28 protein-coding genes and 3 pseudogenes are annotated in these 25,760 nt (G+C 69.8%); 13 read left to right on the forward strand and 18 right to left on the reverse strand.

The features are described from left to right. Window positions 1–34 precede the first annotated feature (34 nt). The 3 genes from ACWEQL_RS03670 to ACWEQL_RS03680 all read right to left on the reverse strand — a co-directional run bounded on the left by ACWEQL_RS03670 (window position 35) and on the right by ACWEQL_RS03680 (window position 2,754). Window positions 35–655: a cytochrome b/b6 domain-containing protein gene (locus ACWEQL_RS03670; protein ID WP_452148505.1), complete on the reverse strand. Its 621-nt coding sequence runs from the start codon at window positions 653–655 to the stop codon at window positions 35–37. Further along, the gene (locus ACWEQL_RS03675) at window positions 639–1,352 is read right to left on the reverse strand and encodes a molybdopterin-dependent oxidoreductase (protein WP_452148506.1); all 714 of its coding nucleotides are present in this window, start codon (window positions 1,350–1,352) and stop codon (window positions 639–641) included. The genes ACWEQL_RS03670 and ACWEQL_RS03675 overlap by 17 nt, the downstream gene beginning before the upstream one ends. 64 nt (window positions 1,353–1,416) lie before the next feature. Continuing rightward, window positions 1,417–2,754, reverse strand: coding sequence for a glycosyltransferase 87 family protein (locus ACWEQL_RS03680; RefSeq protein WP_452148507.1), 1,338 nt, complete (start codon window positions 2,752–2,754; stop codon window positions 1,417–1,419). A 195-nt stretch (window positions 2,755–2,949) separates the two neighbouring features. Here ACWEQL_RS03680 and ACWEQL_RS03685 point away from each other — a divergent pair, with 195 nt between their 5' ends. Continuing rightward, window positions 2,950–4,065, forward strand: coding sequence for a molybdopterin-dependent oxidoreductase (locus ACWEQL_RS03685; RefSeq protein ID WP_452148531.1), 1,116 nt, complete (start codon window positions 2,950–2,952; stop codon window positions 4,063–4,065). Further along, window positions 4,062–4,496: a hypothetical protein gene (locus tag ACWEQL_RS03690; protein ID WP_452148508.1), complete on the forward strand. Its 435-nt coding sequence runs from the start codon at window positions 4,062–4,064 to the stop codon at window positions 4,494–4,496. The genes ACWEQL_RS03685 and ACWEQL_RS03690 overlap by 4 nt, the downstream gene beginning before the upstream one ends. Here the strand turns inward: ACWEQL_RS03690 and ACWEQL_RS03695 are convergent. From ACWEQL_RS03695 to ACWEQL_RS03705, 3 genes are all read right to left on the reverse strand, one after another. Then, a complete protein-coding gene (locus tag ACWEQL_RS03695) occupies window positions 4,462–5,319 on the reverse strand; it encodes an S-methyl-5'-thioadenosine phosphorylase (protein ID WP_452148509.1) in 858 nt (285 codons plus the stop codon). The two genes, ACWEQL_RS03690 and ACWEQL_RS03695, sit on opposite strands and share 35 nt — an antisense overlap. 317 nt (window positions 5,320–5,636) lie before the next feature. Then, the gene (locus ACWEQL_RS03700; protein ID WP_452148510.1) at window positions 5,637–6,503 is read right to left on the reverse strand and encodes an SDR family oxidoreductase; all 867 of its coding nucleotides are present in this window, start codon (window positions 6,501–6,503) and stop codon (window positions 5,637–5,639) included. A gap of 13 nt (window positions 6,504–6,516) precedes the next feature. After that, window positions 6,517–6,822, reverse strand: a complete 306-nt coding sequence (locus ACWEQL_RS03705) for a hypothetical protein (protein WP_452148511.1) — start codon at window positions 6,820–6,822, stop codon at window positions 6,517–6,519. 718 nt (window positions 6,823–7,540) lie between these two features. Here ACWEQL_RS03705 and ACWEQL_RS03710 point away from each other — a divergent pair. Continuing rightward, on the forward strand, window positions 7,541–8,047 hold the full coding sequence (locus tag ACWEQL_RS03710; RefSeq protein WP_452148512.1) for a MarR family winged helix-turn-helix transcriptional regulator: 507 nt from the start codon (window positions 7,541–7,543) through the stop codon (window positions 8,045–8,047). Window positions 8,048–8,266: 219 nt separating this feature from the next. Here the strand turns inward: ACWEQL_RS03710 and ACWEQL_RS03715 are convergent, their stop codons facing one another. Beyond that, window positions 8,267–8,794 carry a hypothetical protein gene (locus ACWEQL_RS03715; protein WP_452148513.1) on the reverse strand — a complete coding sequence of 176 codons (528 nt, stop codon included), beginning with the start codon at window positions 8,792–8,794 and terminating at the stop codon, window positions 8,267–8,269. Window positions 8,795–8,804: 10 nt separating this feature from the next. On the opposite strand from ACWEQL_RS03715, the gene ACWEQL_RS03720 reads away from it, so the two are divergent. Continuing rightward, window positions 8,805–9,221 carry a hypothetical protein gene (locus tag ACWEQL_RS03720; protein WP_452148514.1) on the forward strand — a complete coding sequence of 139 codons (417 nt, stop codon included), beginning with the start codon at window positions 8,805–8,807 and terminating at the stop codon, window positions 9,219–9,221. Between the two features lie 299 nt (window positions 9,222–9,520). Beyond that, window positions 9,521–10,495 (forward strand): site-specific integrase, encoded by a 975-nt coding sequence (locus tag ACWEQL_RS03725; RefSeq protein ID WP_452148515.1) that lies wholly within the window; start codon window positions 9,521–9,523, stop codon window positions 10,493–10,495. 342 nt (window positions 10,496–10,837) lie between these two features. Here ACWEQL_RS03725 and ACWEQL_RS03730 read toward each other — a convergent pair whose 3' ends face one another. Further along, the gene (locus tag ACWEQL_RS03730) at window positions 10,838–11,218 is read right to left on the reverse strand and encodes a hypothetical protein (RefSeq protein WP_452148516.1); all 381 of its coding nucleotides are present in this window, start codon (window positions 11,216–11,218) and stop codon (window positions 10,838–10,840) included. 399 nt (window positions 11,219–11,617) lie between these two features. Beyond that, complete coding sequence (locus ACWEQL_RS03735) at window positions 11,618–12,370, reverse strand: hypothetical protein (protein WP_452148517.1); 753 nt, start codon at window positions 12,368–12,370, stop codon at window positions 11,618–11,620. 173 nt (window positions 12,371–12,543) lie between these two features. Here ACWEQL_RS03735 and ACWEQL_RS03740 point away from each other — a divergent pair, with 173 nt between their 5' ends. Together ACWEQL_RS03740 and ACWEQL_RS03745 are read left to right on the forward strand one after the other, a co-directional pair. Beyond that, entirely contained in the window at window positions 12,544–13,026 is a 483-nt protein-coding gene (locus ACWEQL_RS03740) for a transposase (RefSeq protein WP_452148532.1), read from the forward strand. An 11-nt stretch (window positions 13,027–13,037) separates the two neighbouring features. Next, window positions 13,038–13,490: a DNA cytosine methyltransferase gene (locus ACWEQL_RS03745; protein ID WP_452148518.1), complete on the forward strand. Its 453-nt coding sequence runs from the start codon at window positions 13,038–13,040 to the stop codon at window positions 13,488–13,490. A gap of 111 nt (window positions 13,491–13,601) precedes the next feature. Here the strand turns inward: ACWEQL_RS03745 and ACWEQL_RS03750 are convergent. After that, a protein-coding gene (locus ACWEQL_RS03750; protein WP_452148519.1) for an IS3 family transposase occupies window positions 13,602–14,794 on the reverse strand; the annotation gives its coding sequence in 2 pieces (ribosomal slippage) (window positions 13,602–14,516 and window positions 14,519–14,794; 1,191 coding nt in all). A 126-nt stretch (window positions 14,795–14,920) separates the two neighbouring features. On the opposite strand from ACWEQL_RS03750, the gene ACWEQL_RS03755 reads away from it, so the two are divergent. After that, window positions 14,921–15,442, forward strand: a complete 522-nt coding sequence (locus tag ACWEQL_RS03755; protein WP_452148520.1) for a hypothetical protein — start codon at window positions 14,921–14,923, stop codon at window positions 15,440–15,442. Between the two features lie 17 nt (window positions 15,443–15,459). Here ACWEQL_RS03755 and ACWEQL_RS03760 read toward each other — a convergent pair whose 3' ends face one another. Further along, window positions 15,460–15,612, reverse strand: coding sequence for a hypothetical protein (locus tag ACWEQL_RS03760; RefSeq protein ID WP_452148521.1), 153 nt, complete (start codon window positions 15,610–15,612; stop codon window positions 15,460–15,462). Between the two features lie 66 nt (window positions 15,613–15,678). Here ACWEQL_RS03760 and ACWEQL_RS03765 point away from each other — a divergent pair, with 66 nt between their 5' ends. Continuing rightward, window positions 15,679–15,948, forward strand: a complete 270-nt coding sequence (locus ACWEQL_RS03765; RefSeq protein WP_452148534.1) for a hypothetical protein — start codon at window positions 15,679–15,681, stop codon at window positions 15,946–15,948. 118 nt (window positions 15,949–16,066) lie between these two features. Here ACWEQL_RS03765 and ACWEQL_RS03770 read toward each other — a convergent pair. The 3 genes and pseudogenes from ACWEQL_RS03770 to ACWEQL_RS03780 all read right to left on the reverse strand — a co-directional run. Beyond that, window positions 16,067–16,363 (reverse strand): annotated as a pseudogene (locus ACWEQL_RS03770) (hypothetical protein); the annotation flags it as partial. 345 nt (window positions 16,364–16,708) lie between these two features. After that, on the reverse strand, window positions 16,709–17,098 hold the full coding sequence (locus ACWEQL_RS03775) for a hypothetical protein (RefSeq protein WP_452148522.1): 390 nt from the start codon (window positions 17,096–17,098) through the stop codon (window positions 16,709–16,711). Window positions 17,099–17,347: 249 nt separating this feature from the next. Then, complete coding sequence (locus tag ACWEQL_RS03780; RefSeq protein ID WP_452148523.1) at window positions 17,348–17,854, reverse strand: hypothetical protein; 507 nt, start codon at window positions 17,852–17,854, stop codon at window positions 17,348–17,350. Between the two features lie 750 nt (window positions 17,855–18,604). On the opposite strand from ACWEQL_RS03780, the gene ACWEQL_RS03785 reads away from it, so the two are divergent. Further along, a complete protein-coding gene (locus ACWEQL_RS03785) occupies window positions 18,605–19,537 on the forward strand; it encodes a hypothetical protein (RefSeq protein WP_452148524.1) in 933 nt (310 codons plus the stop codon). A 188-nt stretch (window positions 19,538–19,725) separates the two neighbouring features. Here ACWEQL_RS03785 and ACWEQL_RS03790 read toward each other — a convergent pair whose 3' ends face one another. Then, entirely contained in the window at window positions 19,726–20,052 is a 327-nt protein-coding gene (locus tag ACWEQL_RS03790) for a hypothetical protein (RefSeq protein ID WP_452148525.1), read from the reverse strand. Window positions 20,053–20,369: 317 nt separating this feature from the next. Continuing rightward, the gene (locus tag ACWEQL_RS03795) at window positions 20,370–20,945 is read right to left on the reverse strand and encodes an IS630 family transposase (protein WP_452148533.1); all 576 of its coding nucleotides are present in this window, start codon (window positions 20,943–20,945) and stop codon (window positions 20,370–20,372) included. A gap of 1,113 nt (window positions 20,946–22,058) precedes the next feature. On the opposite strand from ACWEQL_RS03795, the gene ACWEQL_RS03800 reads away from it, so the two are divergent. From ACWEQL_RS03800 to ACWEQL_RS03810, 3 genes and pseudogenes are all read left to right on the forward strand, one after another. Further along, window positions 22,059–22,199, forward strand: a complete 141-nt coding sequence (locus tag ACWEQL_RS03800; protein WP_452148526.1) for a hypothetical protein — start codon at window positions 22,059–22,061, stop codon at window positions 22,197–22,199. A gap of 1,097 nt (window positions 22,200–23,296) precedes the next feature. Then, a complete protein-coding gene (locus tag ACWEQL_RS03805) occupies window positions 23,297–23,506 on the forward strand; it encodes a hypothetical protein (RefSeq protein ID WP_452148527.1) in 210 nt (69 codons plus the stop codon). Between the two features lie 406 nt (window positions 23,507–23,912). Continuing rightward, window positions 23,913–24,723, forward strand: a pseudogene (locus ACWEQL_RS03810) (IS5 family transposase). 171 nt (window positions 24,724–24,894) lie between these two features. Here ACWEQL_RS03810 and ACWEQL_RS03815 read toward each other — a convergent pair. Both ACWEQL_RS03815 and ACWEQL_RS03820 read right to left on the reverse strand, forming a co-directional pair. Continuing rightward, a complete protein-coding gene (locus ACWEQL_RS03815) occupies window positions 24,895–25,392 on the reverse strand; it encodes a hypothetical protein (RefSeq protein ID WP_452148528.1) in 498 nt (165 codons plus the stop codon). Between the two features lie 35 nt (window positions 25,393–25,427). After that, window positions 25,428–25,595 (reverse strand): annotated as a pseudogene (locus ACWEQL_RS03820) (IS5-like element IS4811 family transposase); the annotation flags it as partial. Window positions 25,596–25,760 lie beyond the last annotated feature (165 nt).

Consider the following 25,760-nt stretch of genomic DNA (forward strand, 5'->3'; position numbering starts at 1 on the left):
CCGTCCCTCCCGCCGAGGAGGGACCGCACCGGTGCTACTCCTGCGTCCCCGTGGGATCCGGGTCCGACCACTGCGGGTGCTCCCGCTCGGCCCACCGCCGGTCGACCAGCCCGGTCCGCATCCCCCGCCGGGCCTCGGGATCCCTGAGGGCCATCCGGATGTGCCCTGCGGTCACCAGGGCGATGGCCGCCGCGAGCCAGTCGTGGACGAAGGTCGCGCCGGTCCGCCAGGCCGGTGGCGTCAGGTGGGTGAGCCACATCGACAGGCCCGTCCCGAGGATCACCAGCATCGCGCCGAGCGTCCACTGGGCGTACAGCTTCTGTCCGGCGTTGAACTTCCCCGCCGGACGGTACGACGCGCGTGCCAAGGTCGCCCGCAGCCACGCCCGGTCCACGGGGTGGAACCGGCTGAGCGTCGACAGGTCCGCACGCACCGCCCGGAAGGCCAGTGAGAGCAACAGCGGCACCGGCAACGCCGAACCGGCCCACACGTGCACGGTGACGACGAGCCTGCGGCGCCCGACCAGTTCGGCCAGCGGCGTCAGGTAAAGGCAGGCGGCGGTGGCCAGGCAGGTCAGCATCAGGGCGGCGGTGGCACGGTGCAACCAGCGCTCGGCGCGGCTGAACCGGAGCAGACGGTCAGACGGTCGGCGCATCGTCACGTCCGTTCGAGCGGCCCACCCAGGCGTCGACGTCATAGCCGTACCGCTCCCAGTAGCCGGGCTCCACCTTCTCGGTCACGGTGATCCCGGACAGCCACTTGGCCGACTTGTAGAAGTACATCGGTGCCACGTACAGGCGCACCGGCCCGCCGTGGGAGTGGGAGATCGGGGCGTCCTGGAGCTTGAGCGCGACCATCACGTCGTCACGCCGGGCCTGTTCCAGGGTGAGGCTCTCGGTGTACTCGCCGTCGAAGCAGCTGAACCGCACCGCGCCCGCGCCCGCCCCCACTCCGGCGGCATCGAGCAGGTGGGACAGCGGCACTCCCTCGAACGGGGTGGCCGGCACCCGCCAGCCGGTCACGCACTGCACGTCCCGCACGATCCGGCGCTGTGGCATCGCCCGGAGGTCGGCCAGGCGGTAGCCGCCGGGGCGTTCCACCAGCCCGTCCACCGTCAGGGTGTACGTCGCCGGGTCGGGTTCCGGGACCGAGGAGACCACGGAGTAGTACCGGAAGCCTCCTCCTCCCGGCAGCAGGCCGGTGAGGCCCGTCGGGTCCTTGCCGGCCACCGCCTCCTGGGCCCGCTGGAGGTCCGGGCCGGCCGCGACGCCCACCGCGCCGAGCCCGAGCAGCCCCAGCACCACCCGGCGGCCGACCGGCGTTCCCCGGCCCTCTTCGATCTGTTCGTTCACGCCGCCGATTCGACCAGCCGGGCGGCTTGACGGCCAGGGTCCGAGCCGGTCCGTCAGACTTCCGTCACCTCTCGCCGCCCACCGCCATCGCCACCCGCCCCGAAAGGCGCCGGCGCAGCAGCGGGACCAGGACGACGACGCACAGGGCCGTCCCGTAGGCGAGCTGCTGGGCGGTCTGTCCTCCCGTCAGGTAGAGCGCCTGCCCGGCGGCCGGGACGGCCAGCCACTCCCAGCGGCCGTCGAGTGCGACCAGGGCGACCACCAGCAGCCCGTACCACGGGTAGGTGGGCGCGACGAGCAGCAGCGCCGTGCCCGTCACCAGGAGCGAACCCTCCCACGGCCGCCGCGGGTCGCCCCGGCGCAGGACACGGACCACCACGGCCGCGAGGGCCAGCGCCGCCGCCCAGGGCGCGAGGCCGTCGGGCAGCACCAGCCGCAGCAGTCCGAACCGGCCGAGGTTCCCCTGCTCGTAGCCCTCCTCCCGCAGGTAGCCCGGCAGATAGCCCAGGACCGAGGTACCCGAGGCCACGACGTACGGGAGGTAGGACAGCGCGAAGGCACCGAGCGCGGATCCGACGAGGAGCATGTCTCCTCGGGTCGGCCGCCGGGCGAGCAGGCCCGGCAGCGCACCGGGCAGGGTGAGGGCCGGGAGCAGCTTGGCAGCGACCGCGCCCCCCAGCAGGAGCCCCCCGCGCACCACCCGCCCCCGCGCCGCCCAGCCGAGCCCGGCGACCGTGAGCAGGGCGCCGAGGGTGTCCACGTGCGCGTCGTTGACGGCCCACACCGTCACACCGGGGAACCACCCCCACAGCGCGGCCCGCCACGTGCCCCGGCCCAGCCGCAGCAGGAGCACGGTGGTCGCCACCGCCAGCACGGCCCCGGCGGCCTGCACGCCGCGGACGCCGTGGCCGAACGGGTGCACGGCGAGGAACCACGCCTGCGCCACCGGCGGGTAGACGGTGTGCACGGCCGGCCGGTTGATCCGGGTGCAGTCCCCGGCCGAGGTGCGCCGCTCGTCCCAGCCCGTGCAGCCGTCGTCCACCGGGAACAGTCCCGGGTCGCGCAGCCGTGCCAGCGCCGGATCGTCCGGGGTGTGGGCGTAGGGCGAGATCCCGGCCGCCTGCACCCGGCCGTCCCAGACGTAGCGGTAGGCGTCGTCGCTGGTGCGCGGCGGCGCCAGGAGCCCGACCGCGGCCACGGCGATGCTGCCGGCCAGGACGAGCGCCCCCGTCTGCCGGGCGGGCACCTTGCGCAGCAGCAGCACCGCGACGACGAAGAGGGCGGTGTCGAGGACGTACCAGGCGGCGAGCGGGAGGGCGCCACTTGCGGCGACGGTCAGTGCCAGAGCGGAGACCAGGGCGCCGATCGCGAGGAGGCAGGGCGGGACGGTACGGGAGATCACGCCGCCCACCCTCCCACCGGCCCGGCCCCCCGACCCGGGCGGCGAGGCCGCCGTTCGGATTCCGTAAGCACGTCGGAGCACCGGTGGGACGCGCCGGGGCGCTTCGATGGACGTGTGGAAACCGAACCCGCCGACTCCGGCACGCCGGCCGCCCGCCGCCGCTACGACCTGCCGCTGCCCACTCCCCCGGCGTTCCTGCGCCGCGGGCCGTTGCGCGAGGGTGCGTTCACCTCACCGCTGCACGAGCCGCGGACCGTGGTCGTCGTCGGCCGCTGGCTGGGTGCGGCCGTCGTGGTCTGCTTCCTGACCGGCCTCGCCAGCCATCTCCTCCAGGACCCGCCCGGCTGGCTCGCGCCGCACCTGCCCGCGCGCCCGGTGAACGGCTACCGGGTCACCCAGGGCCTGCACGTCATCAGCGGTCTGGCCGCGATCCCGCTGGCGGGCGCGAAGCTGTGGGCGGTCTACCCGCGGTTGTTCGAGTGGCCGCCGGCACGCAGCGTGCTGCACGCCCTGGAGCGGCTCGCCATCGCGCTCCTGGTGGCCGCCGTCCTGCTGGAGCTGTTCACGGGCCTGCTGAACACCCTGCAGTGGTACCCGTGGCCGTTCCCGTTCCGTCAGACCCACTTCTGGCTGGGCTGGCTGGCCACCGGCGCGCTGCTGGTCCACCTCGCCGTCAAGGCGCCGCTCATCGCCGCCCACTGGTGGCGCCGGGCCGCGCCCGCCCTGGCGCAGCGCCGCGCCTTCCTCACCGCGACCACCGCCGCGGTCGGCGCGGTCACGCTCGTCACCGCCGGACAGAGCGTCCCCTGGCTCCGCGCGCTGGACCTGCTGGCCCCGCGCCGTCCCGACCTCGGCCCCCAGGGGCTGCCGGTGAACCGCACCGCCGCGCAGGCCGGGACGGTCACGGTGCCCGCCGACTGGCGGCTGCGCGTGGACGGCCCGCGGCCGTACGAGATCACCCTCGCCGAACTCGGCGAACTCCCTCAGCACTCCGCCGAGTTGCCGATCTCCTGTGTGGAGGGCTGGAGCGCCACGGCCCGCTGGACGGGGGTCCGTGTGACCGAACTCGTGCGGCGGGCCGGGGCCCCTCCGGGCTCGGCGGTGCGGGTCACCTCCCTGGAGGCCGAAGGACCGTACCGGGTGATGGAGATGCCCGCACCGTACGTCGACGACCCGCTCAGCCTGCTCGCCCTGCGCGTCAACGGGGAGGTCCTGGACGCGGACCACGGGTTCCCCGCACGCGTCATCGCGCCGAACCGGCCCGGCGTCCTGCAGACCAAGTGGGTCGAGCGCATCGAGGTGATCGCGTGATCGCCGGCATCCGCGCCGTACTGCTGGCCGGCGGCCTCGCCCTGATCGGCTACGGCCTGTACGGGCTGCTCGGCGACCCGTACATCACCGACCCGCCGGACATCCTGATCTGGGCGCTGTGGGGGCTGGTGGTCCACGACGGGCTGTGGGTGCCGCTGGTGTGCGTCCTGGGTGCGTTCCTGGTCCGCGGGCCTGTCCTGCGCGGCTGGCTGGTGGTCGCGGCGGCCGTCACCGCGGTCGGGCTGCCCGCCGTCCTGCGCGCCGACGACGACCACGGCAACCCGTCGGTGCTGCCACTGCCCTACCTGCGCAACTGGCTGCTGGTGCTGGCCGCCACCGCCGGCCTCGCGCTGCTGGCAGCGCTCGCCGGGCGGTGGCGGCACCGGGGTCGGGCCGTCAGGCGCCGGGCGCCCAGGGAAGACCGGTCGTGAGACCGTCCAGGGCGTGCGGGCAGGGGCACGCGCGCACGACCGGCAGCCGCTCCAACGCCTTGAACAGCACGGTGCGCAGCCGGTCGACGTTGCGGGCGAACTCCTTCAGCACCTCACCGTGGGTGACGCCCTCCCCGCTCCCCACACCGGCGTCGAGATCGGTGACCAGGGCCACCGACGTGTAGCAGAGGCCGAGTTCGCGGGCGAGGACGGCCTCCGGGTGTCCCGTCATGCCGACCACCGACCAGCCGTTGGCGGTGAACCAGCGGGACTCGGCACGGGTGGAGAACCGCGGGCCCTCGATCACCACCAGCGTGCCGCCGTCGACCGGTTCCCAGGCGCACTCCCGGGCGGCCTCCGTCGCCGCACGCCGCCCCTGCGGGCAGTACGGGTCGGCCATCGACACGTGCACCACCTCCGGGACCGTGCCGTCCGGCAGCGGCAGGCCGTCGTAGAAGGTCTGCGGGCGCCCCGAGGTGCGGTCCACGAACTGGTCGGGGACGAGCAGCGTGCCGGGCCCGTACTGCGGGCGCAGCCCGCCCACCGCGCAGGGCGCCACCACCTGGCGCACGCCCAGGGACTGCAGCGCCCACAGGTTCGCGCGGTAGTTGATCCGGTGCGGCGGGATCCGGTGGCCCCGTCCGTGGCGGGGCAGGAACGCGACCCTGCGGCCGGCCACCTCCCCCACGAACAGCGCGTCGCTCGGCTCGCCGTACGGCGTCTCCACCCGCACCTCGGTCACATCGTCCAGCAGCTCGTAGAGCCCGGAGCCGCCGATCACACCCACCTCGGCCCTCGGCAGCACGTCCTGGTCGACCGTCATCCCGGCCTGCCTCTCTTCTCGGGAACAACCTCCCGGCAACTGTAGGAACGGGAGGCGGTGGAACCGGGGCCCCTGGCCTTACGAATCGCGAACGCCCCCGGGCGAACACGTCGGTCGAGCGTGACGAGCGTCTTCCCCGGGGCCCGGCCGGACTCCATCACCCGGTGGGCTTCGACGATCTCGCCGAACCGGGCGATCCGGGCGGGGCGGGCCCTGGTGGCCTCACCGCTTCGAGGTCACGGATCTCGGCATACGACCGACGGGCGCTCAGACGCTGCGGCCGGGTCCGGCCGGCTCGGGATCGCGATGATGCCGGATCAGCCTGTCAGGACCGGGGCGACGACGTCGCGCGCGAAGGCGGCGAACCCGCGGGGCTCACGTCCGGTCAGCTCCCGGAACGTGTCGGTCGTGTGTGCGTTCACGCCCGCTCGGAGGGACCGGAACACGGCAACGATCCGCTCGGCCAGCCATGGCGGCACACCGCCTTGGGCCAGGCCGGCAAGAGCCGCGTCGTCCGGCACGTCGACGTACTCGATCACGCGGCCCGTGGCGGCGGAGAGGTGCTCGGCGACCTCCGCGTGGGTGATCGCCTCGGGCCCGGTGATCACACAGGTCTGCCCGTCATGCCCGCCCGCCGTGAGGACGGCGGCTGCCGCGACGGCGACGTCGCGCGGGTCGATCATGGCCACGCGCGCCTCGCCGGCGGGCAGGAAGAACTTTCCGGTCCGAGCGATGGTCTCCGCCGAACCCAGGATGTTCGACATCAGGTAACCGGACTGCAGGATCACGGCCGGAACGCCGCAGGCGCGCAGGTGCTGTTCGATTCGGCCGTGCTGGTCGGCGAACGCCGCCGGTGCGCCGACCTTCGCCCCCACGGTGGAGAGCATGACGATCCGCCCCACGTGCTCGGCGGTGGCCGCGTCGATGACGTTCGTCTCGTACTCGACCTGCCGCGGATCGTTGCCGCACATCAGGAAGACACGGTCGACCCCGGGCAGGGCTCGCCGGATCGATTCGGGATCGGCGAAGTCCCCGACCGCGATGTCGACGTCGCCACCGAGGAGGGCGGCGGCTCGACCCGGATCACGCACGAATGCACGTACGGGAACGCCTCGGTCCCGAAGCTCCGCGACCACCTTCGATCCGATGTTTCCCGTCGCCCCGGTCACCAGGACTCTCGTCATCGCAGGTCACTCCTCATGAGGGCCGACACCGTCGGCCGCGCTGCCGGGGCGGTGGGTCGGACCACCACATTCGCCCTCCGGTGGTCGGGGCCCGGTCGCCGCCGTCGGCGCGTACGGCCAGCCACTCGACGCAGTGGGCCCAGCCCCGCTCGCGCGGCGCGCGGGCCTGCACCGGGAGGTCTTGAACCAGGCACAGCAGGGTGCCCTCGCCGTTCTTGCCCACCCAGGAGAGCCGACGCTCGCGATCGGTGAGGCAGGAGGGCACCGCCCCGGGCCGCGCGGCGATCCTCCGCTCGACGGTCACCGGTTCTGCGGTCATCAGGTCGCGCCCTCTACTCCTGCGCTGCGCGTTCGGCCTGCTCGGCGAGGTCGGCCAGCGTGTCGAGCCTGGCGGCGCACATGGCCTGCAGGTCGTCGGCCAGCAGCCACACGGCCGAAGCGGTCGGCCTGGTCGTAGTGTTTTCCTTCCCGGCGCAGCGTAACCAGGCCGGAGCCTCTCAGCATCTTCAGATGCCGGGACGCGGCGCCGAAGGTGGCGGCGAACCGCTCGGTGATCTCCACCACCGCGGGAATCCAGAGCTGATTCACCACTACCGCCACAGCCGGTGACACTCTGCACGAGCTCTCCTTCAGACGACGCCGGACACTGCGGTGGTCTGACGCCCTACCCGCGACCGGTCCAGCGTGTATCGAGTCTCGATCACCGTCCGGTCCGGGTGCGGTCCCCGCCGTCGACTTCGAGCACCGCCGCCTCGACCAGGCGGCCGGCGTCGGCGCGGGGGCCGAGCACCTGGCCACGGAGGTCAGCGAGGTCGTGCGAGCCGACGGACGCGGCATGGGCCAGGCCGGAGCCCCTTCTGATGCTGCTGACGCGTCGGTCCGTCCATGGCGGGGATACCGTCCCCGCCCCGCCACCGCCCCACCTACGTGGGCCTGGGCCGTCGTCCTCTGCCTCCATCGATGGCCCCACCAGCCGATCCGTCTGCGGGACGGAGCGTTCGGGTGCGCCGCCGTGCACCGGGCGGTACAAAGGACCCATGCCCGAGCGTCCCATCAGCGCCCATCCGGTGCAGCCCCCCGATTGGGCGGAGGAGGACCTGGTCTCTGCGATCCTCGCGGCATCACGGGTCCTGGTCGCCGTGGCGGCTCGATCCCTCGGCAGGGTGGCCGAGGATCTGACCCTGCCGCAGTTCCGGATCCTGGTCCTGCTGAGAACGCGTGGAGCGATGAGCCCGGGCGACCTCGCGGAACAGCTGTCCGTCGCCCCTGAGGCGGCGTTCAGGATGGTCGACGTCCTGCTCACCGGCGGCCTGGTGCTTCGCCTGCCGGCCGGACATGACGGGCCGGGCGAACACGTCGAGCTCAGTGAAGCCGGGGAACGCATGGTCGCCGAGGTGACCGAGCGACGTCGCGTCGAGATCGCGCGGATCGTCAGGGAGATGCCACCTGACGACCGCGCCGGCCTGGCGGTGGCGCTCCACGCGTTCGCCAGGGCCGGCGGGGAGGCGATCCCTCATCGGGAGTCCGACTTCCTGGTCTGGTGAGCTCGCCACGCGAAGGGACGTGCGGACCCGCTCCGCATTACGGCGACGCTCCCAAGGTCGCCGCCTGCGATGCCGGCCGACACCGACCCGAGCGTGGCCCCCACCGGACGACCACCGGTTTCATGCCGCGCGAACAACCGCCGCTCGGTACCCCGGTGAGACCCACCGCGCCTGGCCGGCCCGCACCGGGTTGCCGGGGTCGTCCGGCGGATGGGCGGTTCAGCCTGCTTCGGCGGTGGCTTCGACGTCCTCGATGCCGCTGGGGCGACCGGCACCTATCCATCGGATGTACAGGCCGCCTCCGATGGCGAGGGTGGCGACGAGGGAGAGGATCGGCCAGCCTCGCAGCAGGTTGACCAGCAGGGTGAAGGCGACGGCCGCGGCGGCTGCGGCGTTGACGGCGGCGAGCAGCGGCTTGTGCTCGGTGCGGGCGAAGCGGGTCATGGCGAGCAGGCCGACGAGGAAGCTGACGAACACCGACACCGCGTAGAAGAGCACCAGTTCCTGTTCCTGTCCGGCTGCGGCCACGATGATCACCGCGGCGGCGGCGAGGTGGACGACCACGGACCAGTACGGGGTGTGGTGCCTGTTGGTGCGGCCGAGCACGGGCGGCAGCACGCCGGGGCGCTCGTCGGTGCCGGCGAGGGCCTTGAGCAGGCCGGGGCCGGCCTGGAAGGAGGAGCTGGCCGCGGCGGAGCAGCAGCAGGGAGCTGGTGAGCTGGAAGGCGCCGTAGAGCCATCCACCACCGGTGGCGGCGTGGGCGATGTCGGCGATCTGGGTGGAGTCGGTGCCGGGCAGGCCGATCCGGAGGTCCACGGCAAGGGCGGTCAGCGCGAGGGTGAGGCCGCCGACGATGACCAGGAGCAGGGCGAGGGTGCCACGCCCGAAGCGGCGCCGGTGGGTGTCGTCCAGCTGACCGAGCTGGGCGATCGCCGTGGACGGTGCCTCGACGCCCGTGGCAAGCGCCATCGCGACCGGGAAGGCGAGGACGATCGCCAGCACGGCGGAACGTCCCGGGTCGGTGTGGGCGGGCGCGGTTCCCATGCCGTGCGGGGCGGCGAAGCCGAGGATCACCACGGCGACGGCGGCAAGGACGATCACCACGGTCATCGCGGCGAACAGCAGCCTGCCGCCGTGACCGAACCAGACCGGCGGAACACTCTGGCACCATAGCTGACCTGCGGCAAAGACATCCAGGCCTTCGTGGCCCTTCCCGGAGTACGCAAGGTCCGAAGGCTCGCGCTCAACGGCGACACCACCTGGACAGTGCAGCCGTGAGGACTGGCGGATGCCCGGGCAGGGCCCCCTCCCCGGTCGCCGAAGGACGGCCACCACCGGGACGGTTGGGCCGGAGACTGCGGTCACCACTCGCCCCCCCCACGGACGATCCCGCTCCAAGCCAGTTATTAAACCTGACTTACCGGACGTGACAAGCACCCTTCGCCGCCCGGTCCCGGCGCTAGGGTGGCCCCATGGCGGACGTCCCGACGGCAGCGGCACCCTCGGTCGAGGCACTGGACACCGTGGTCGGGCGCGCCTGCGAACCGCCCACCGGCGCCTCCCGGGCGAAGCAACTGCGCTGGGTCGCCGGCGAACTGCGCACCGCCCTGGAACGGGCCGCGATCCCACCCTCGGCCGCCGGCTCACTCCCCGCGCTCCTCGCGCCGAACACCCTCGCCGCCTACCTCACCGCCGCCGAACAGGGCCTGCTGCGGCGCAAGCCCGCCGCACGACCCGACCACGCCTCGCCCGCCTCCATGCGCGTCCGCGAGGACTGCCTGCGCGTCCTCGCCACCCACGCCGGCATCACCATCACCCTTCCGGACCGCGACCCGCCGCCCGTCACGCTCCGGCCCGTGGTCGCCGCCCGCCCGCGCAGCGTGCTCCTCGGACACCTGGAACACACCACCCACCCCGGCCGCTCCGCGTCCCGCAGCCGGATCCTCGCGATCATCGGCACCATCCTGGACACCGGCTGCCGCGCCGGCGAACTCTGCGCCCTGCGCACGGACGACGTCGACCTGCGCCGCGGCACCATCCGCCTCACCCGCCTCCCCCAGCACCGCAACCCACACATCACACCCGTCACCGAGACGATCGCCCTGTCCGGCCCCACCCGGGCCGCCATGCGCCACTGGCTCACCGCCCGCAGCCACCTCGTCGCCCGCGACACCACCCGACCCCCCGGCCCGGACAACGAGACCACCGACGCCCTGTGGGTCAGCATCGCCCCCAGCGGCCACCCCCGCCCCGGCCTGCCCCTGCACTTCCGGGGCCTGGCCCGCGCCTACGCCCGCGCCATCCACGACCTCAACACCGACATGGCCACGGAACCCGGCTGGCAACCCCTCCCCCGACGCATGGAACAACTGCGCCGCGCCATCGAACTCCAACCCACCGACCCCACCAACCCCACCCTCCTCCGCCGCACCCACACACCTGTGTGAGGGTCGACCACCTCAGTCGTTATCGATCTTGTTGCCGCCGAGGTTGAGGACATACCGGCCAGCGCCGAACGCGATGGAACCCTCGCCGTTCGTGTCCCTGGCCTGCCAGCAGAGAACTCTCAGGGTGGCACAGAGCGTAGACTCGGGAACGCGGGACACTGCCGGTCGCGGTGCGCAACGTAAACCCACGGGACCTCAGATTTCAGCACCACACCAGGGTCCAGAGCACAACTGGGGGTTCGCTGAAGAATCCACGCCGCAACGGGGAGTTTTCACGGCCACAGCCTGCGGCTTTACCGTGGGGTCCTCATCGCCCCTTCGAGGGGTAGCAACCGGCCGCCGTCACCGCACCCGAGCCCGGTCGCCCGGGTCCTCATCGCCCCTTCGAGGGGTAGCAACACCAGTGGGGCCACCTCGGCACCGGGCGGCTGTCCCCGTCCTCATCGCCCCTTCGAGGGGTAGCAACTTCGGGGCCCCGGCCGCGGCGGGACCGCCACCGCGAGTACCGTCCGTGCCGGTGTCGCAGGTCTCGGTGAGGTGGACCTTGTAGCCCAGCCAGAACAGCTCGTCTCCCTTGGCCGACCAGCGGGCGTCGCGGTCGTAGGGGGAGACGAGCCGTAGTCGGCCGGGCGGGACGCCGTCGCCCTCGGCCTCCCGCTTCCCGACCACCTCCCGTCCCCAGGCGTCGCAGGTGACGTGGTAGGTCTTTCCAGTCGATCGCACGCACCGCCATCAACGCGGCCTGCCGGTCGGTCAGGTTCTCCGTGAACTGCAGCACCGTGACCAGTGCCAGCATCCCGGGCGACAAGCCCGCAGGTCCGCGCACCCCGAACGCGTCCGCGAACGGCTCGTCCGCAAACACCCCGCCAGCTCGTCCCTCGCCCGCATCGCGGGCGAACCGGACTGGAACACCGCCCCGGCCACCGCCGCCGGAATCTCCGGCAGCCCCTGCGGCCGCATCGACACTCCGCACCACCCTCCCGGGCCGCACCACCGCCAGGCAGCCCACAGAGTGGTCATCCCGAACCCGACCAACACCCCGCAGCGAAATGAGCAACAGAGTCCGCACGCGTCGCAAGGCCGGGCCCCGGTTCCGGGGCACGGCCTGGCGACGCATGCAGATCAGCAGGTACCGAGGTCCTGCCAGACGCCCCACTGACCGGTGGTGCCGGGCTCCTCGCCCAGCGTCCACCACTTGGCGCTCCACTGGTGACCCTTCCACGAGACGGTGTTGCCACCGGTGTAGACCTGTGTGCCCACCCAGGAGGCGGTGGAGCACGCCGGGGCGGCGCCGGTCACGGTGAGCGTGTAGGTCGCGGAGGACGTGGCCGAGGTGCCGGTCAGCGTGCCCTTGACCGTCAGCGTGTAGGTGCCGGGGACGACCGTGGACACGGTCGACACCGACAGGGCGGCGCCGGAGCTCCCGTTGACCGAGGACGGGCTGACCGAGGCGGTGACCCCCACAGGAACGCCGCTGACCGTCATCGCGATGGACGTGTTCGAGCCGTTGTTGATGATGGCCGTACTCACGGTCGCGGTGGTCGACGAGCCGGCGGTCACCGTGCCAGAGGACGGGCTGACCTGCACCTGGATGGCGGGCACCTGGACACTCGACGCGGAGGGCGACGGGGAGGAGGCGGTGGCGGCGGCTTGGAGGAAGGCCATCGTCGGGTACGTGTCACCCGACTGCGAAGCGAGCTTGGACAGGCTGTCACCGGCCCGGGCCTCGACGTGCGGGGCGAAGACCTGGGCGGGCAGTGGGGTGCCCGCCGCGGTGCCGGTGCCGGTGCCGGTGAGCGCCACGCCGGCGATGGCGGCGGCGGTGACGGCTCCGGCGAGCAGGGCTCGGAGTGGTGCGCGAACGGGTCCGGCCATGGACCGCGCTCCCTTCGAAGGTGGGGGACTTCGGCGACCTGAAGCACTCTGGCCTGGACCAATACTGGTGGTCTGGACCACCCGACTGTCAAGAGTCCTTACCAACCCTTGGGCTCAGCGGTTCCGCCGTATGAGCCACGGCAGCTCCGGAGTTCCTGCGGGCCGCGTTCCGCATCGACTGGAACACCCGCCAGGTCACCTGCCCCGAAGGCCGCACCAGCACCGGCTGGTACCCCGTCACCCAGCACGGTCACGACGCCATCGTGATCGCCTTCGCCGGCACCGACTGCCGCCCCTACCCCTCCCGCGAACGCTGCACCACCGCGGCCCGCGGCACTTGCATGCTCACCCTGCGGCCCCGCGAGCTCCACGAACATGTCGCCGCCGCCCGCGCCGAACAGGCCACCGACGCCTGGCAGGCCACGTACGCCCTGCGCGCCGGCGTCGAGGGCACCATCAGCCAGGCACTCGACATCACCGGCCTACGCCGGGCCCGCTACCGCGGCCTGCCCAAGGTCACCCTCCAGCACGCCTTCTCCGCCACCGCGATCAACATCATCCGACTCGACGCCCACCGGACCGGCCGACAACCCGATCAACCCCGCAAGCCCCGGACAAGCCGACTGTCCCGCCTCGCCTACCAACTCACCGCATAGCCCCGGCCGAAATGCGCAACAGAGTCGCTTCCCCTGTCAAAGACGCCTCGGTTGCCGGCCGTCAGGCCGACCTTAACTCCGAAACACGCTCGGGGCTTTGGTTGCACGTCGCGCGCGCAGTCGAAGCCCTCCGTCCCTGTCTTCTGGTGGTCGAGAATGTACGAGGACTCCTCACCTCACCTGCCGGTTCCCCTGGCAACCTGGAACCCTGCCCGTGGTGTCTGGGAGACCGACCCAACCCGAAATCCGACCAGTTCGCTGAATCCCGGAGGGATGAAACGACGAACCCGCTGGCCTTGGTAGCAATAACTGCCAGGTACCAGCGGGTTCGCACGGCACTCGAGGGTGTCTATGCGACTCATCGTGGGGTGTTGTGCGTTAGAACTCGCGCAGATAGGCGGGACAAGCGCCCAGGACCAGTACAAACAGATTGCGAGACCGGGCTTGTGCTGCTGCGTGAGTGACTGTGCTACTCGACGCGGAACCCTCCGTGAGCCTCTGCGCGCCGCAGGTAGTCGATCCACTCATCCCAGCGCGAGGTCCGGGCTTTGCCCTATTTCGTAGACACTCGCCTTCTACGCCACCAGGTCCAGGTTATCCGTGCTGGTGGCGTGCTGTCGTTCGTAGTCGACGGGGCTTCGATAGCCGAGGGCGGAGTGGCGTCGCCTGCGGTTGTACCAGGCCATCCAGGCGAAGATCACCATACGGGCCTGTGCCCGGGTCAGCCAGCGTGAACCGTAGAGCAGTTCACGCTTGAGGGTGGCGAAGAACGACTCCGCGAGGGCGTTGTCGTAGCTGGAGCCGACCCGGCCCATCGAGCGCCGTATCCCGTGCGCCCGGCAGACCTCGGAGAATGCCCCGGACGTATATTGCGCGCCGCGATCGGAGTGGAAAACCACCCCACGCACATCGCCGCCCCGGGCGTCGACGGCAGCCCGTACGGCGTCGACGACCAGGTCGGCGCGCATGTGCTCCGCGAGCGACCAGCCAACGACCCGCCGCGAGTGCATGTCGATCACCGTCGCCAGGTACATCCACGACCCGCCGACCGGCAGATACGTGATGTCGCCGCACCACCGGACGTCCGGCGCCGCAGCCGCGAAGTCACGCCCGACCAGGTCCGGCGCCGGCGGCACGCTCCGGTCCGCGACCGTCGTGCGGACCGCGCGCCGCAGGTGGCGGCCGACGATCCCGCGCTCCCGCATCAGCCGGGCGACCCGCTTGTGGTTCACCACACCGTGCCGTTCCCGCAGTTCACGGGTGATCCTCGGGACGCCGTAGGCGCCGTTCGACTCTTCGTGGATCGCCTCGATCCGAGCGCCCAGGTCCTCGTCGGCGGACCGGCGCGCGGCCCGGGCGGCCGCCGCGGCGATCCACCGGTAGAAACCGGAAGCCGACACGCCCAGGACCCGACACAGCCGCTGTACCCCGTACAGGTCACGATGGTCGGAGATGAACCGCCAGCGGCCGGTCATCGGCCCATCTCCTTGGCAAAATACTGGGCTGCCTTCCGCAGGATCTCCTTCTCCAGCTCCAGCTCACGGACCTGCTTGCGCAGTCGGCGCAGTTCCTCACGCTCGGCCGGGGTCAACGGGCCCTCACCGCCCGCACCCGACGACGAATCGGCCCGCGATCGTGCGACCCACCGGCGCAGCGACTCCGGGTTGACACCCAGCTCGCGTGCCACCGACGGGATGCGCCGCCCGCTGGACTCCACCAGCGCGACCGCGTCCCGCTTGAACTCTCCCGAGTACCTCGCAGTACCCATGAGGACATCCTCTCCACGGATCCGAAGATCCGCTTCTCAGAAGTGTCCACGGCTCGGGGTAAAGCCCACTTGACCACATATCCCTGAGGTCAAAAGGCCTTGATGGCTCGTCGTAGGCTGCGCTCCATGAGCTTGTGGGATGTTTTGCCGGACAGCGAGCGGCAGCAGTGGGCCTTCGATCCGTTCGTGAGTGTGGGTCCGCTGCGGTTTGGAATGAGTTCGGACGAGGCATCTGCTGCACTCGGTGGAGTCCGCGCGACCGTGCGCCAGCACGACTCGCATTGGAACATCGCGTGTCACACCTACCTCAGGCTGGGCGTGAAGCTCTATTTCGTGGCTGACGAGAGCTTGTGCGGCGTATCGGTCGATGCGCTGCGAGGGCCGCAGGTTCTGGCGGACGGGGTGGCACTGGTCGGGAGGGTCCCTTCCGAGCTGGAGCAGTGGCTGTTCGACCGCGCTGAGAGTCGGGAGACCCGTACGGAGTTGTTCTACTTGCCCGGGGCGGAGGCCGGGTCGCTGACTCTTGGGGTGGTGCTGTGCGTGCAGCGAGCCGGCGATCGCTTGGTCACGCGCCCCGTCTTCCTACCCGCCGAGGCCATGGAGGACGTCTACCACTACCTGCCGAGTGATGCTTGGGCCATGTTCTGATCAGGCATTTCTACGGGTCATGCATGCAGGTCGGGGAGCTCCCGGGTGCGGGCGAGGGCGGGGCGTGTCCGGCCAAGGTAGGTGTTGATGCCGTTGTAGGTCAGCGGCGTGTCGTGGTCGTCCATCATCCGGGCCCAGATCCCTGCGGTGGGGAGGCCGTCTGCGGCCATGGCGTCTATCAGATTCCGGCGAACTTCCCAGCCGGGCACTTTTCGCGACAACCGGCGGGGCTCCTGATGCTGGAGGGCCTTGCGGACGGTCTTGCGGTCGAGCCCGCGCCGTTGGGCGGCAACCGCGGCCCCATCACCACCTACCTCACCATCGAGCAGACCTACTGGACCCTGCACGCCACGCTGCGCACGGCGGAGAGCATGTCGCGCTCGAACAACGCGACGATCGTGAAGACGGACGGCTCGGGGATCGCCGAGGTGGCAGGTTCGCCTGGTGCAGCAGGACCAGGTCGGCGGCCGGCACGGGCGTGCCGCTACCCTGCTCCAACCGCCTGATGAGGGCAGGTACCTCACGGAGCGCGAAGCGCTTCACCGCCCGCGGATCCATGGCGAAGCTGTGGATGTCGGCTTCGTGAAGAGCCAGGCCTTCGTTGCCGGCGGGGTCCGTGCGGGAGGCATTGAACAGGATGCCCGCACCTTCCCTGCAAGGGCGAAGGATCCAGCAGCACGCGCCGTCGCCGAAAATGATCGTCGGCAAGGCCTCACCTTCACGGACGTCATGCAGCCGCATGAGACTGCTACTCGCCTCCGACTGCACGACCGCGACGGTGCCGACGCCCGCTTCGACGAGCTGCACACCCAGGTACAGGAGCCCCACAGCGCCGGCACAGCCCGCACCAACAACGTCGACCGGAGTCATGGCCAGGTCCAGGCCGGCGTCGGCGATCAGACGTACTCCAAGCCCTGGCATGACCCCCGCCGGTGTGCTGGTGGACGTGACGACGGCGTCGATCTCCTTGGGGTTGATGCCAGACCGCCTACATGCGTCCACGGTGCCAGCGGGCGCATTCGATGTCGTCGGCAACCTCCCTCGCGGGTCGCGGAGTCCTTGGCCGCGGCCCTGCGGGTCGCCCAGTAGGCCATGAGGGCGGTGACGACGACGCCGGCCGCGGCCACGATGACGCCGACCATCGTCCAGATATCGTTGCTGCTGTCCTCCATGGCGCGGGACCGTAGCAGCGCGGCGGCTGGGCTGGGGCGAGCTTCGGCGATCGGGAAGTGATCGTTGCCAAGGGCGCCAGGGCGGTGCGCCGGATCAGCTGGCGTAGCCGGCGATGAGTTTGATCAACGCTGCGACGAACGCGAGCAGGGCTCCCCAGAGGACCAGGCCCCAGGCCACGAACTGGTTGATCAGCTCCCCGAGACGGCGGGCGTCCTCGCCGCCCTCTTGTTTGATCTGTTGCCAGCTTCGGACTACGGCGACTGTCGTAGCTACCAAGGCGGGGATCCTAATCAGGTTCAGCAGCCCGGGCCGGAGAGCCCACATCAGCTGGCGGGCGAAGGTGGGGAGCTGGGCGCGGGCAAGCAGATCGCGATATTCGAGCATGGTGAACCATGCCCTCATGGCCGAGCCCAGTGCTGCGAGGGCCGTTCCCAGGGCGGTGATCCAGAACGAGGCCAGCGTCCAGCCGTCGGGTGCTTCCATGCTCCCCGCACGATACGGCCGCGAACCGCTGGGCGCCGCTAGGCGTACCGCGGTCACGCCTGGTGGCTGTGTGGAGCTCATCCGTCTGGCCGCAGAGTCGCAGCGGCAGGTCAGGAAGTGGGATGCCGGGGTTGGAACGGTCGGCGGCGGCCGCGAGGGTTGCCGGTGTTCAGGGGTGTCCCAGGGCGGCCTCGGCGTTGGGGATGGCTTCGTCGCGCATCCAGTTGAGGAACTCGCGCAGCACGGGGATCACTTCGCCGGTGCATTCGGCGCCCGTGAAGATCCAGGTTCGGGTGTAGGCCGAGCCGGCCGTTCCGCTGCCTGCGGGGGTACCGAGGGGGTGGTGAAGGTGTATCGGGTCGGTTCTCCGCCTGCGGCGACGTCGATGTGGGTCTCGGTGCTCACTGACGGGGGGTAGGCGGTGGCGACTCCGAGCGGCGTATCGGCGACGTTGACCTCGTGGTGGACCTGCGTCACTTCCTCGGCCTCTTTGTACACGAGGTCTCTCGCGCTTTTGATGCACTGGTAGAGAGGGGTGTTGTTCGCTTGGCCCCACCACCACTGGCCGAAGGTGGACGTGCGTTCCAAGCCCAGCTTCTTCAACTCGTCGTTGACCACGTGGCCGACCCTGCGGATCACGCCGATGGCACCGACGAAGGAGGCCTGGAACTCCTCCGGGTCGTCGTGGAGCTCCTCCAGGACTGCCAGGTACTTCTCCGCGAGTGCGAGTGCCTTCCGGCTCTTGTCCAGCCTCATGGGTACAGTTCAGCCGCTGTGCGGCGACTCTGCTGTCGCGAGCACTCCAGATGGCTGTCTGGTTTCCCGTCGGGGCAGCTCGTGCGTCAGCTGCACCACCGTCTCCCCACCCGGGCCCTCGTCCAGGCCGTGACGGCACAGCAGGGCGTTCTTGGAGGCGAGGAGTTGGTGGAGGAGTTCGAGGTGCTCGCCGGTGGCGCGGTTGGCGATTGCGGTGCTGTATCTGGTGGTACGCCAGGTGCGTGTTCGGCGCGCAGCCGGGCGCCGCGGTCGGCGGCTTCGGGGCGTGATCGGGGTATCGGGCCCACCTGGCCGGTGTGATTGTCAGTGGGGCCGGTACGTTTCCCGACCCCGAGAAGGTCATCGGCTCGTCCCCGGTGCGCGCACCGGGGCCGTTGTCGTCCCCTCGGTCTACGCGCAGCACCGGACAGAGCATCGCGCGGGGCGTCGAAGGAATCTTGAACTCGGCCGTGGGGTGTCTGGAACAGGGCAACTTGCAAGCGGCACACCGAGTAGGCCCGTACAACCTTCCCCGGCGGCCGCCAGCGGACGGGGCTGCCACGAACGGGGCCTGTCCGTCCGCGTCCCGCCCCAACCGGGCGCGCCACGGCCGGGCCGGGCAGGGTGCTCGCGGTAGAAGGTTGCCCACGGAGAGCATCGCACTCCGGACTGATACCGAGGCCGACGCAGCTAGGCTGAGCGCAGCGTCGGTGGAGGGAGCAGCTGGTGAGCCGGGGGTACGGTGCCGCGGTGCCCGACCGACGGGTTTTGGAGCAGGCGGGCGTCGGCCTTCCCGCGTTCCTGGCCGCCACCGTTCCGCTGGCCCGGCGCGGCAGTGGCAAGTGGCACGTGGCCACGCCGAACCCGATCCGGCACCGGTGGGGCGGCGGGTGCCCGCATTCCCATGGCTTGAAGGCCGACGCCGCCGCCGAGGTGCCCTTCCTCGACCTGCTGGACGGCATCTGCGCGAAGTGCGTACCGGCCGCGGCCCTCCCCGACCCGGTGCGCGGTCTGTGGAGCGCCTGCGTGGTGATCGCCGAGGCGGACCGCCGGGCCCGGGCCCTGGCCGACGGCACCGGCCCCAGGACCTGGCCCGGTTACGCCCGCGCCTTGGCCGCCGGGGCCCATCACGACGACGACGCGGTGCGAGCGCTGCTCAAGCCCTGGCTGGACCACGGCGAGGTCGGCGAGCAGGCGTGGACCGCGCTCGCGGCGTGGACCGTGGTGATCGAGCGCTCGAACCTGGCGCTGGCCGCGTACCAGGCTGCCGCGCCAGCTGCCGACACCACGGCCGCGATCAGCCGGGCCTGCGACGCGGTCGCCGAGGACCCGGCCGTCCACGCCACCTCCGCGGCCCTGGACACGGCCGTCGGTCGAGGGCACCGGTACAACCGGGACCACGCCGCGCTGTGGCCGCTGGTGCGCACAGTCTGGAGTGCCGCCCGACGCCAGGGGCGATGTGCCGAGGACGCGGCCGCGCTCACCCTGGCCGCGGCTGCGCGGCACTGGGCGGGCGCCAGGGTCCGCGACGTCACGGTCCTCCCGACACCGCCCAGCCTTCCGGCCTGCTCGTACGCGACGCCTTCCGCCTGGGCGGACGCTTTGCTGGGGGTGTGGTGGAGGGAGGCGATCACCACATGGTGCGCCCGCCTTGAGGACGCTCTCCAACCGGGCGCGCGATGAGCAGCCAGCACCTGGGCGAGGCCGACATGCTCGACCCGCGCAGGATGGACGCCATCGCCCAGAGCCGGCAGCATGGATTGGCAAGGTGGGTGGACGGCAGTGTCCCAGGTGGCGTTGACCGTGGCCGGTGCTGACCTGGGTCTGCGGGCTTATCGGCGAGGAATTTCAAAACCTGCGGGTGAGCGGAGTCACGACGAGGGGTTTGCGCCCTGGATGATCTCCCAGCCGTGAGCCTTATCTCCTGAAACAAGGAGAGGCGTCCCTGCTCCGCGGAGGGTCACGAGGGCGGTGTGGGCGGAATCGAGTTCGTCGACTGGACGCCCGTAGAAGAGGATCTCCGTCAGCTTCAGGTCGATCGGGACCGCAGTGTCGCGGATGCGGTGGAAGCGCGCCCCAAGGCGCACCGGTCCTTGGATGCAACGCACGACAACGGTTGTCTTGTCCTCCCCGGTGCCATGGATGTCGTCGATCTGGAGTTCTGCGTCAATCCGCGGGTGCTCGGGAGTTATCGTCACACTGCCATGATCTCAGGGTGTTCGATGAGCCACCGCGTTCGAAGCGGGCGCCAGCGTGGACGAGCGGGACGGGGTGGGTGCCGTTGAGTGGTCGGGCACCTCAGTGGCCGGCCGGGCCGCAGAGGTGGCGGCCTCTAGCATGTGCCGGGCGGTCGGCGTGTGCGGCTGGCAGTTGGGGCGCCGAACGTGGGCCGGACCTTGCCCGGGCCGCTGCGGTCGTGGTCAGCGCCGCAGGGCCAGCGAGGTCATCCGCGCGTGCAGCAGCGTGGCGCGGATGAGTTCGCATGGACCTGCCTGCTGTGTTTTCTGCATATTGATCAGAAACTCAATTGGTTCCCATCGAGGGTGTAGCGGACCTGCGGACCGTGGAAGTAGCCGCGGACGATGTGGGGCTGGCGCTGGCGGCGGTGGAAGAAGCGTCGGGCTTCGGCGGCCAGCTCGGACTGGTTGCGGGCCCGGTGCCTCATGGGCAGGCTGCGCTTGAGGTCGGCGTTGACCAGTTCGTCGGGGTTCGGCTCGGGCGAGTACGACGGCAGGAAGTGCAGCTCGACCCGTTCGACATGGTCGGCCGGCCAGGCACGGACTCTCCGTGAGCGGTGGGCCGAGTGCCGGTCCACGACGAGGTGGACCTTGCGGTCGAAGTGGCCGGCGAGCCGGTCGGGGAACCGGCACATGACCTTGGCGTCGAAGGTCTCGGTGAAGACCATGAAGTGCATGCGGCCCTTGGTGCTGATCGCGGACATCGCGTTGACCGGGAAGTGGTTGCCTGTGCGGCGCACGATTGGGGTGCGGCCCTTCTCGCCCCAGGTGCGGCCGGTGACCTGGTCGGAGCGGATGCCGACCTGGTCGGCGAACAGCACCTCGGCTCCCTCGGCCCTCGCCTTCGCACGGATCGCCGGCCAGGCCTCCTCGAGCCGGCCAGTACGGCGGTGGCGGCCAGGGCGAGCACGTACGACAGCGCGTGCCGCACCCCGCGGGGATCACGAGGGTCGGGTATTTCGGCCAGGCGTTCCAGCAGGCCAGGGTACTCCTTGGGCCCGGTCGGCGGCTGGTCACGGAGTTGGTCAAGGGCGGGTGGGATCGGAGATGATGCAGCGGCAGGCGCGGGCTTCCAACGGGATCACGGGGCGTAGAGAACTCCATGATCTTGGAAACCGTGCCTGCTTCACACCTGGACGACCTGCACCGCAGAGCCGGACAAGCCGGTCAAATCCAAACCTTGCCGAGGCCCTGTCGTAGCCGGCCGTGGATAGTCCTACCGTTCGGGGCACGGCGGGTCCTCGGGAACGACGGCGGCGATCCCCGCGGTCGGCGGCCACGGCGGGCACGGGGGCGCATTCAGGGCGGTTAGGGATGATAGCCGAAACGGCTCGCAAGATCCGCTTGACGGGCCGCTTCGGCTATCAGTCCCGGATTAAACGACTTGCATCATTGCCCAGATTAGGAGAATTCCGATCATTGTACAGTATGCGGATATTCCGGCCAGCGCCGCCCGCTTGATGGGCGGACAGTTGGCGAGCCCACCGAGTGATCGGATCTCCACAATTTTCAGCGCCCAGCCAATCACGCCGAACGCCAGGAATAGTGATATCACCGCGAGGTGCGGAAGCCCGATTTCATCGGGCCGAATCACTTTCCGGTATTCATCTGCTCCAGTCATGCGCCCCCCACATCACTTCCCGCGACCAATCAGGTCATAATTCTACACGAAAGCGGCAGTTGGGTAGATCCCAGACCCTATGCCGACCGACACGAAGGTTGCTGCCACTCCCCCTTGCCCCTGATATGCAACCCCCAAACCGGGCGCATGCACAGGCACCGACGCTTCCACTGCTCTGCTTGTCTGCCATTGTTGCATTGAAGCCAATACTGAAACCGCCGCCCATGCCAAGCAGCTTCTTGGCAAATTCCCGCTCAGGCATGTTCGATCCTGCGGCCCGTTCCGCAACGTGGGGGAACGACCCCCGTAGCCGCCCTGGAAGGTGACTGTGGCGCACAATACCGCAATGCAGGCCGATCCGAACACGGTGGTGCGCTCTTCTGTCCACTCGACCCAGCCCGGCACTTTGCTGCTTGCGACACCGCAAGCACCGGATGCAAAGGCGAAGTCATTGGCGCACGGTTCGCCGCCTGCCGATGCCGCCTGATCAAATGCCGCCGCAGATCCCGACTGCTCGAGCCGGCACTCAGGGTCTGCCTTGCAGGGGTCTGTACGGCCTTCAAGACCGTACAGACCCTCCTCCTCCGGCGATCATCACAAAAGAAGGACGGCCAACCTTAACGAACCGCAAAGTTCGAGCCGACCTTCCGGAAAGGGCATACGGCAACAGTCGGCGCGGCCACCATCTCGATGGCCGCGCCGGCGGCCTCAATGGAAAATGGGCAACACCTTCCCATGCGGAATCGACAATGACCCCTTTTCGCCGAGCGCATCCGTTAGTATAAATAGACATCTGGCCAGACTTTCGGCCTAGGCCTGAACGAAACGGCGATTTGCCCCGTAATACCCGTATTCCGGGGCAACAGGGAAGGTGGCAGTGGTACTTCTCTTCATCATCCCGCTACTTGCAGGGATCGCAGTGGTGACCGACTTTCGAGGGATCGGGTCACACTTCGCCGGAAACCTCCCAAGGGGCGAAAGCGGGAAACTTCCGGGCGTCATCTACCTTGTTGGAGGGGGCTTCATCGCACTCTCGAGCCTTGTTATCGTAACCACCCTGGTGAGGTTTATTGTAAGCCTGATGTGATGGCAAGATAATGCCCGAAAGCGGCAGGGCCATGCGCATTGAATTCGATCAACCTGGCTACCGTGGCGATCTTGGGAGCCTTGGATGTGATGGGCATGGCGTGCATCGTCAGCCTCGCTGTCTCGGCACTGTCAGGATGGTGCCGGCCGCGCGTCGGGCCAGAAACGGGGATTAGAGTTGATGGTTCTCGTATTTGCACTCCCCTTGCTCCTGGGGGTAGCCGTCGTGATGGACGTCCGAGGGCTTGGCTCGTTTTTTGCCGGGTCACTGCTGCGAAGGGACGACGGCAAGCTCCCCGCGGTCATCCTGGCAGTCGGGTGGTTCTTCATTGCGTTCTCCGCGATTGTCCTGGCTACCAGCCTGATCAGGCTTCTTCTCAGCCTCGGCTGATATCGTCACAGTTGCCACCTCCGGCGGCCGCTTGAATCTCGGCTGAACTTGACCAACGATCTGTCCCGGGGTGGCACCGCCACCCCGGGACAGCGGGGACGGTAGCCATGGCATTTCTCTTCCTCATCCCGCTGCTCATAGGGCTCGCGGTGGTGACTGACTTCCGGGGAGTCGGATCACATTTCGCCGGCAACCTCCCGAGAGGTAAGGACGGGCGGCTTCCCGGTGTCGTCTACCTCACCGGAGGGGTCTTCATCGCACTCCCGGGCTTCGCCCTTGTGAGCATGCTGGTGAGGTTCATAGTGAGCCTGGGGTGACGGCAGCATTCATCCCATGCCAGTCCCGGTCTCAAATCAATTGCACCCAGCCACAGAACCCAGGGCGGGCACAACCTTGTGCAACAGGCACGCAGGAACTCCGTGGTCGGACTGGAGGCTGCGGGCTACCGCCCTCGGTGGCCGCACCCGCAGCACTCACGAACTACCACGAGTAGATCAGCGCTACCCCTGCTCGAAACGTCGGCCAGCGCCGCGACCAGGACGTCCGTGTTCAGCTCGGGGCCACCGCTACCGGATCTCCCACGGGCTGGGCGCTGAGGGCGGTTTGGAGCGGGTAGATCGTCATAGCCGAGTCGAATCAAACGCCATAGAACTCGTAACACGATCTTGCTGATCGTTGCTGGTGGGGCGTGACCGATGTGACGATTCGTCCGTTCGTGATGGCGTGAGCAAGAAGCCGTGGGTGGTGGACGACGAGTTGTGGGCCCGGATTCAGCCGCTGCTGCCAGCTTGGCCGGAGCGGTCGCCGGGGGCCCGCGCCCCGTGGACGACCGACTCTGCATGCAGGGCATCCTCTTCGTGCTGTACACCGGAATCACCTGGCAGCAGTTGCCGCTGGAGCTGGGCTTCGGTTCCGGGCAGACCTGCTGGCGGAGACTCGGCCGCTGGCAGGAGGCCGGGGTGTTCGAGGCTCTCCACCGCATACTCCTGGCCGAGTTGAACGCGGCCGGACTGATCGACTGGACGCGCGCCTGCGTGGACGCCTCGCACGTGCGCGCGAAAAAGGGGGCGAGGCGACCGGCCCGTCGCCGGTCGACCGCCGCAAGACCGGGAGCAAGCACCATCTGATCAGCGACGGAGGCGGCATCCCTTTCCACGTGATCACCACCGCCGCCAACGTCAACGATGTCACCCAGACTCTCGCCCTGGTCGACGCCGTCCCGCCGGTCGCCGGCCGCGTCGGTCATCCCCGCAAGCGCCCGGACGCCCTGCTCGGCGACAAGGGCTACGACAGCAACCCCAACCGTCGGGAACTGCGCAAACGTCGCATCCTGCCCGTCATCTCCCGCAAGGGTGAGCGCGACATCATCGGTCTCGGAAAGCTTCGTTACGTCGTCGAGCAGACCTTCGCCCAGCTCCACCAGTTCAAGCGCGTCGCCGTCCGCTGGGAACGACGCCTGGACCTCCACAACGCCTTCGTCTCACTCGCCTGCGCACTCATCTGTTGGCGACGCCTGAACACACACGGCCAGTGATCGTGTTACGAGCTCATAGGGGGCAAGGTGCGTCAGCGGATCTGGTGGGCAGTGGCAGGCTTGTGCGCAGTGGTTACGGTCGTGCTGGCTGCGATAGCCGTCGTGCGTGACCTGGACCTGAGACCGCGTTTGAGATCTCGCTGAATGGCAGGTAGACGCGCCGAGCCGTCCTCAGGCGAAGGCGGTCTCCGCGAAGGAGATCCCACCGCGGTGGCTGTGTTGGAGGGTAAGTCGCGGCGAGTGCTGGGGTGGCTGTCGTACGTACTGGCGGAATCCGGCAGCTCGGAACTTGAGCTCGAAGGAGTGGCCTTCGATGTGCCACTGCGGGCCGCCGCGGCTGTCCTGTGGGGTCGAGCGTCGAAGGTGGTCAATGTCCAGGCTCAAGGCAGTCCACTTGAAGTCGAGGTCACCCTCGATGTCCCAGACGTCCTCGAACACGAGCGTGGATGGTGCGATCCAGAAGCTGAAGTGCGTCTCCGGCTCGACCGGGTGCACCCAACGGACGATGTAGTCGATGTCCAGCAGCAGGCGTGGCAGAGCGTTGTCCGAGGTCGGGGGCTGCACGCAGAGGCCGTGGATGGTGACGTCGTGCCATCCCATGGCGTCGAAGTCGGCGTCGCTCCAGATGCTCTTCGTCAGACCGGATTCCGGGTGGGTGCCTGCGCTCATGGCGGCATCCAACCAGAATGCGGCAGGCGGGCGCGTCAGGTATTTGCTGGTGCAAGAGGTTGCGGGCCGGGTCGTGTTGCCGGTCGGCCGCGGGTGAGCCGACGGACCATGATGCCGATCATCGCCCAGCGGATCATCGTCTCCGAGTGGGCGGGGCTGGTCTCGTAGTCCCGGGCGAGGCGCCGGTGGGCGGTTAGCCACGAGGTTGGGTCGGCCGCGCGGCGAGGTGCCTGCCCGTGGCAGGTCCTTTTCCGCGCGGCCTCCCGCCGAACTGGACATGACGGTTTCCCTGTCATCCGGCTCTCCAGTGATCACGGCGTGAGTGATCGGGCCGTTCGCGCTTCGTGGATGCGGTCATGGCAGGCAGT

The sequence above is a fragment of the Kitasatospora sp. NPDC004240 genome, from assembly GCF_053603215.1.

What these genes read in the sequence shown, in the direction of transcription:
- ACWEQL_RS03705 (WP_452148511.1), bottom strand. Translation starts at nt 6,822, where the DNA reads ATGACCGCAGAACCGGTGACCGTCGAGCGGAGGATCGCCGCGCGGCCC.
- ACWEQL_RS03725 (WP_452148515.1), top strand. Translation starts at nt 9,521, where the DNA reads ATGGCGGACGTCCCGACGGCAGCGGCACCCTCGGTCGAGGCACTGGAC.
- ACWEQL_RS03745 (WP_452148518.1), top strand. Translation starts at nt 13,038, where the DNA reads ATGCGCAACAGAGTCGCTTCCCCTGTCAAAGACGCCTCGGTTGCCGGC.
- ACWEQL_RS03670 (WP_452148505.1), bottom strand. Translation starts at nt 655, where the DNA reads ATGCGCCGACCGTCTGACCGTCTGCTCCGGTTCAGCCGCGCCGAGCGC.
- ACWEQL_RS03735 (WP_452148517.1), bottom strand. Translation starts at nt 12,370, where the DNA reads ATGGCCGGACCCGTTCGCGCACCACTCCGAGCCCTGCTCGCCGGAGCC.
- ACWEQL_RS03710 (WP_452148512.1), top strand. Translation starts at nt 7,541, where the DNA reads ATGCCCGAGCGTCCCATCAGCGCCCATCCGGTGCAGCCCCCCGATTGG.
- ACWEQL_RS03815 (WP_452148528.1), bottom strand. Translation starts at nt 25,392, where the DNA reads ATGAGCGCAGGCACCCACCCGGAATCCGGTCTGACGAAGAGCATCTGG.
- ACWEQL_RS03775 (WP_452148522.1), bottom strand. Translation starts at nt 17,098, where the DNA reads ATGGAAGCACCCGACGGCTGGACGCTGGCCTCGTTCTGGATCACCGCC.
- ACWEQL_RS03805 (WP_452148527.1), top strand. Translation starts at nt 23,297, where the DNA reads ATGGCATTTCTCTTCCTCATCCCGCTGCTCATAGGGCTCGCGGTGGTG.
- ACWEQL_RS03760 (WP_452148521.1), bottom strand. Translation starts at nt 15,612, where the DNA reads ATGGCCGCAGACGGCCTCCCCACCGCAGGGATCTGGGCCCGGATGATG.
- ACWEQL_RS03695 (WP_452148509.1), bottom strand. Translation starts at nt 5,319, where the DNA reads ATGACGGTCGACCAGGACGTGCTGCCGAGGGCCGAGGTGGGTGTGATC.
- ACWEQL_RS03780 (WP_452148523.1), bottom strand. Translation starts at nt 17,854, where the DNA reads ATGAGGCTGGACAAGAGCCGGAAGGCACTCGCACTCGCGGAGAAGTAC.
- ACWEQL_RS03800 (WP_452148526.1), top strand. Translation starts at nt 22,059, where the DNA reads ATGCAGGCCGATCCGAACACGGTGGTGCGCTCTTCTGTCCACTCGACC.
- ACWEQL_RS03700 (WP_452148510.1), bottom strand. Translation starts at nt 6,503, where the DNA reads ATGACGAGAGTCCTGGTGACCGGGGCGACGGGAAACATCGGATCGAAG.
- ACWEQL_RS03755 (WP_452148520.1), top strand. Translation starts at nt 14,921, where the DNA reads ATGAGCTTGTGGGATGTTTTGCCGGACAGCGAGCGGCAGCAGTGGGCC.
- ACWEQL_RS03765 (WP_452148534.1), top strand. Translation starts at nt 15,679, where the DNA reads ATGCTGGAGGGCCTTGCGGACGGTCTTGCGGTCGAGCCCGCGCCGTTG.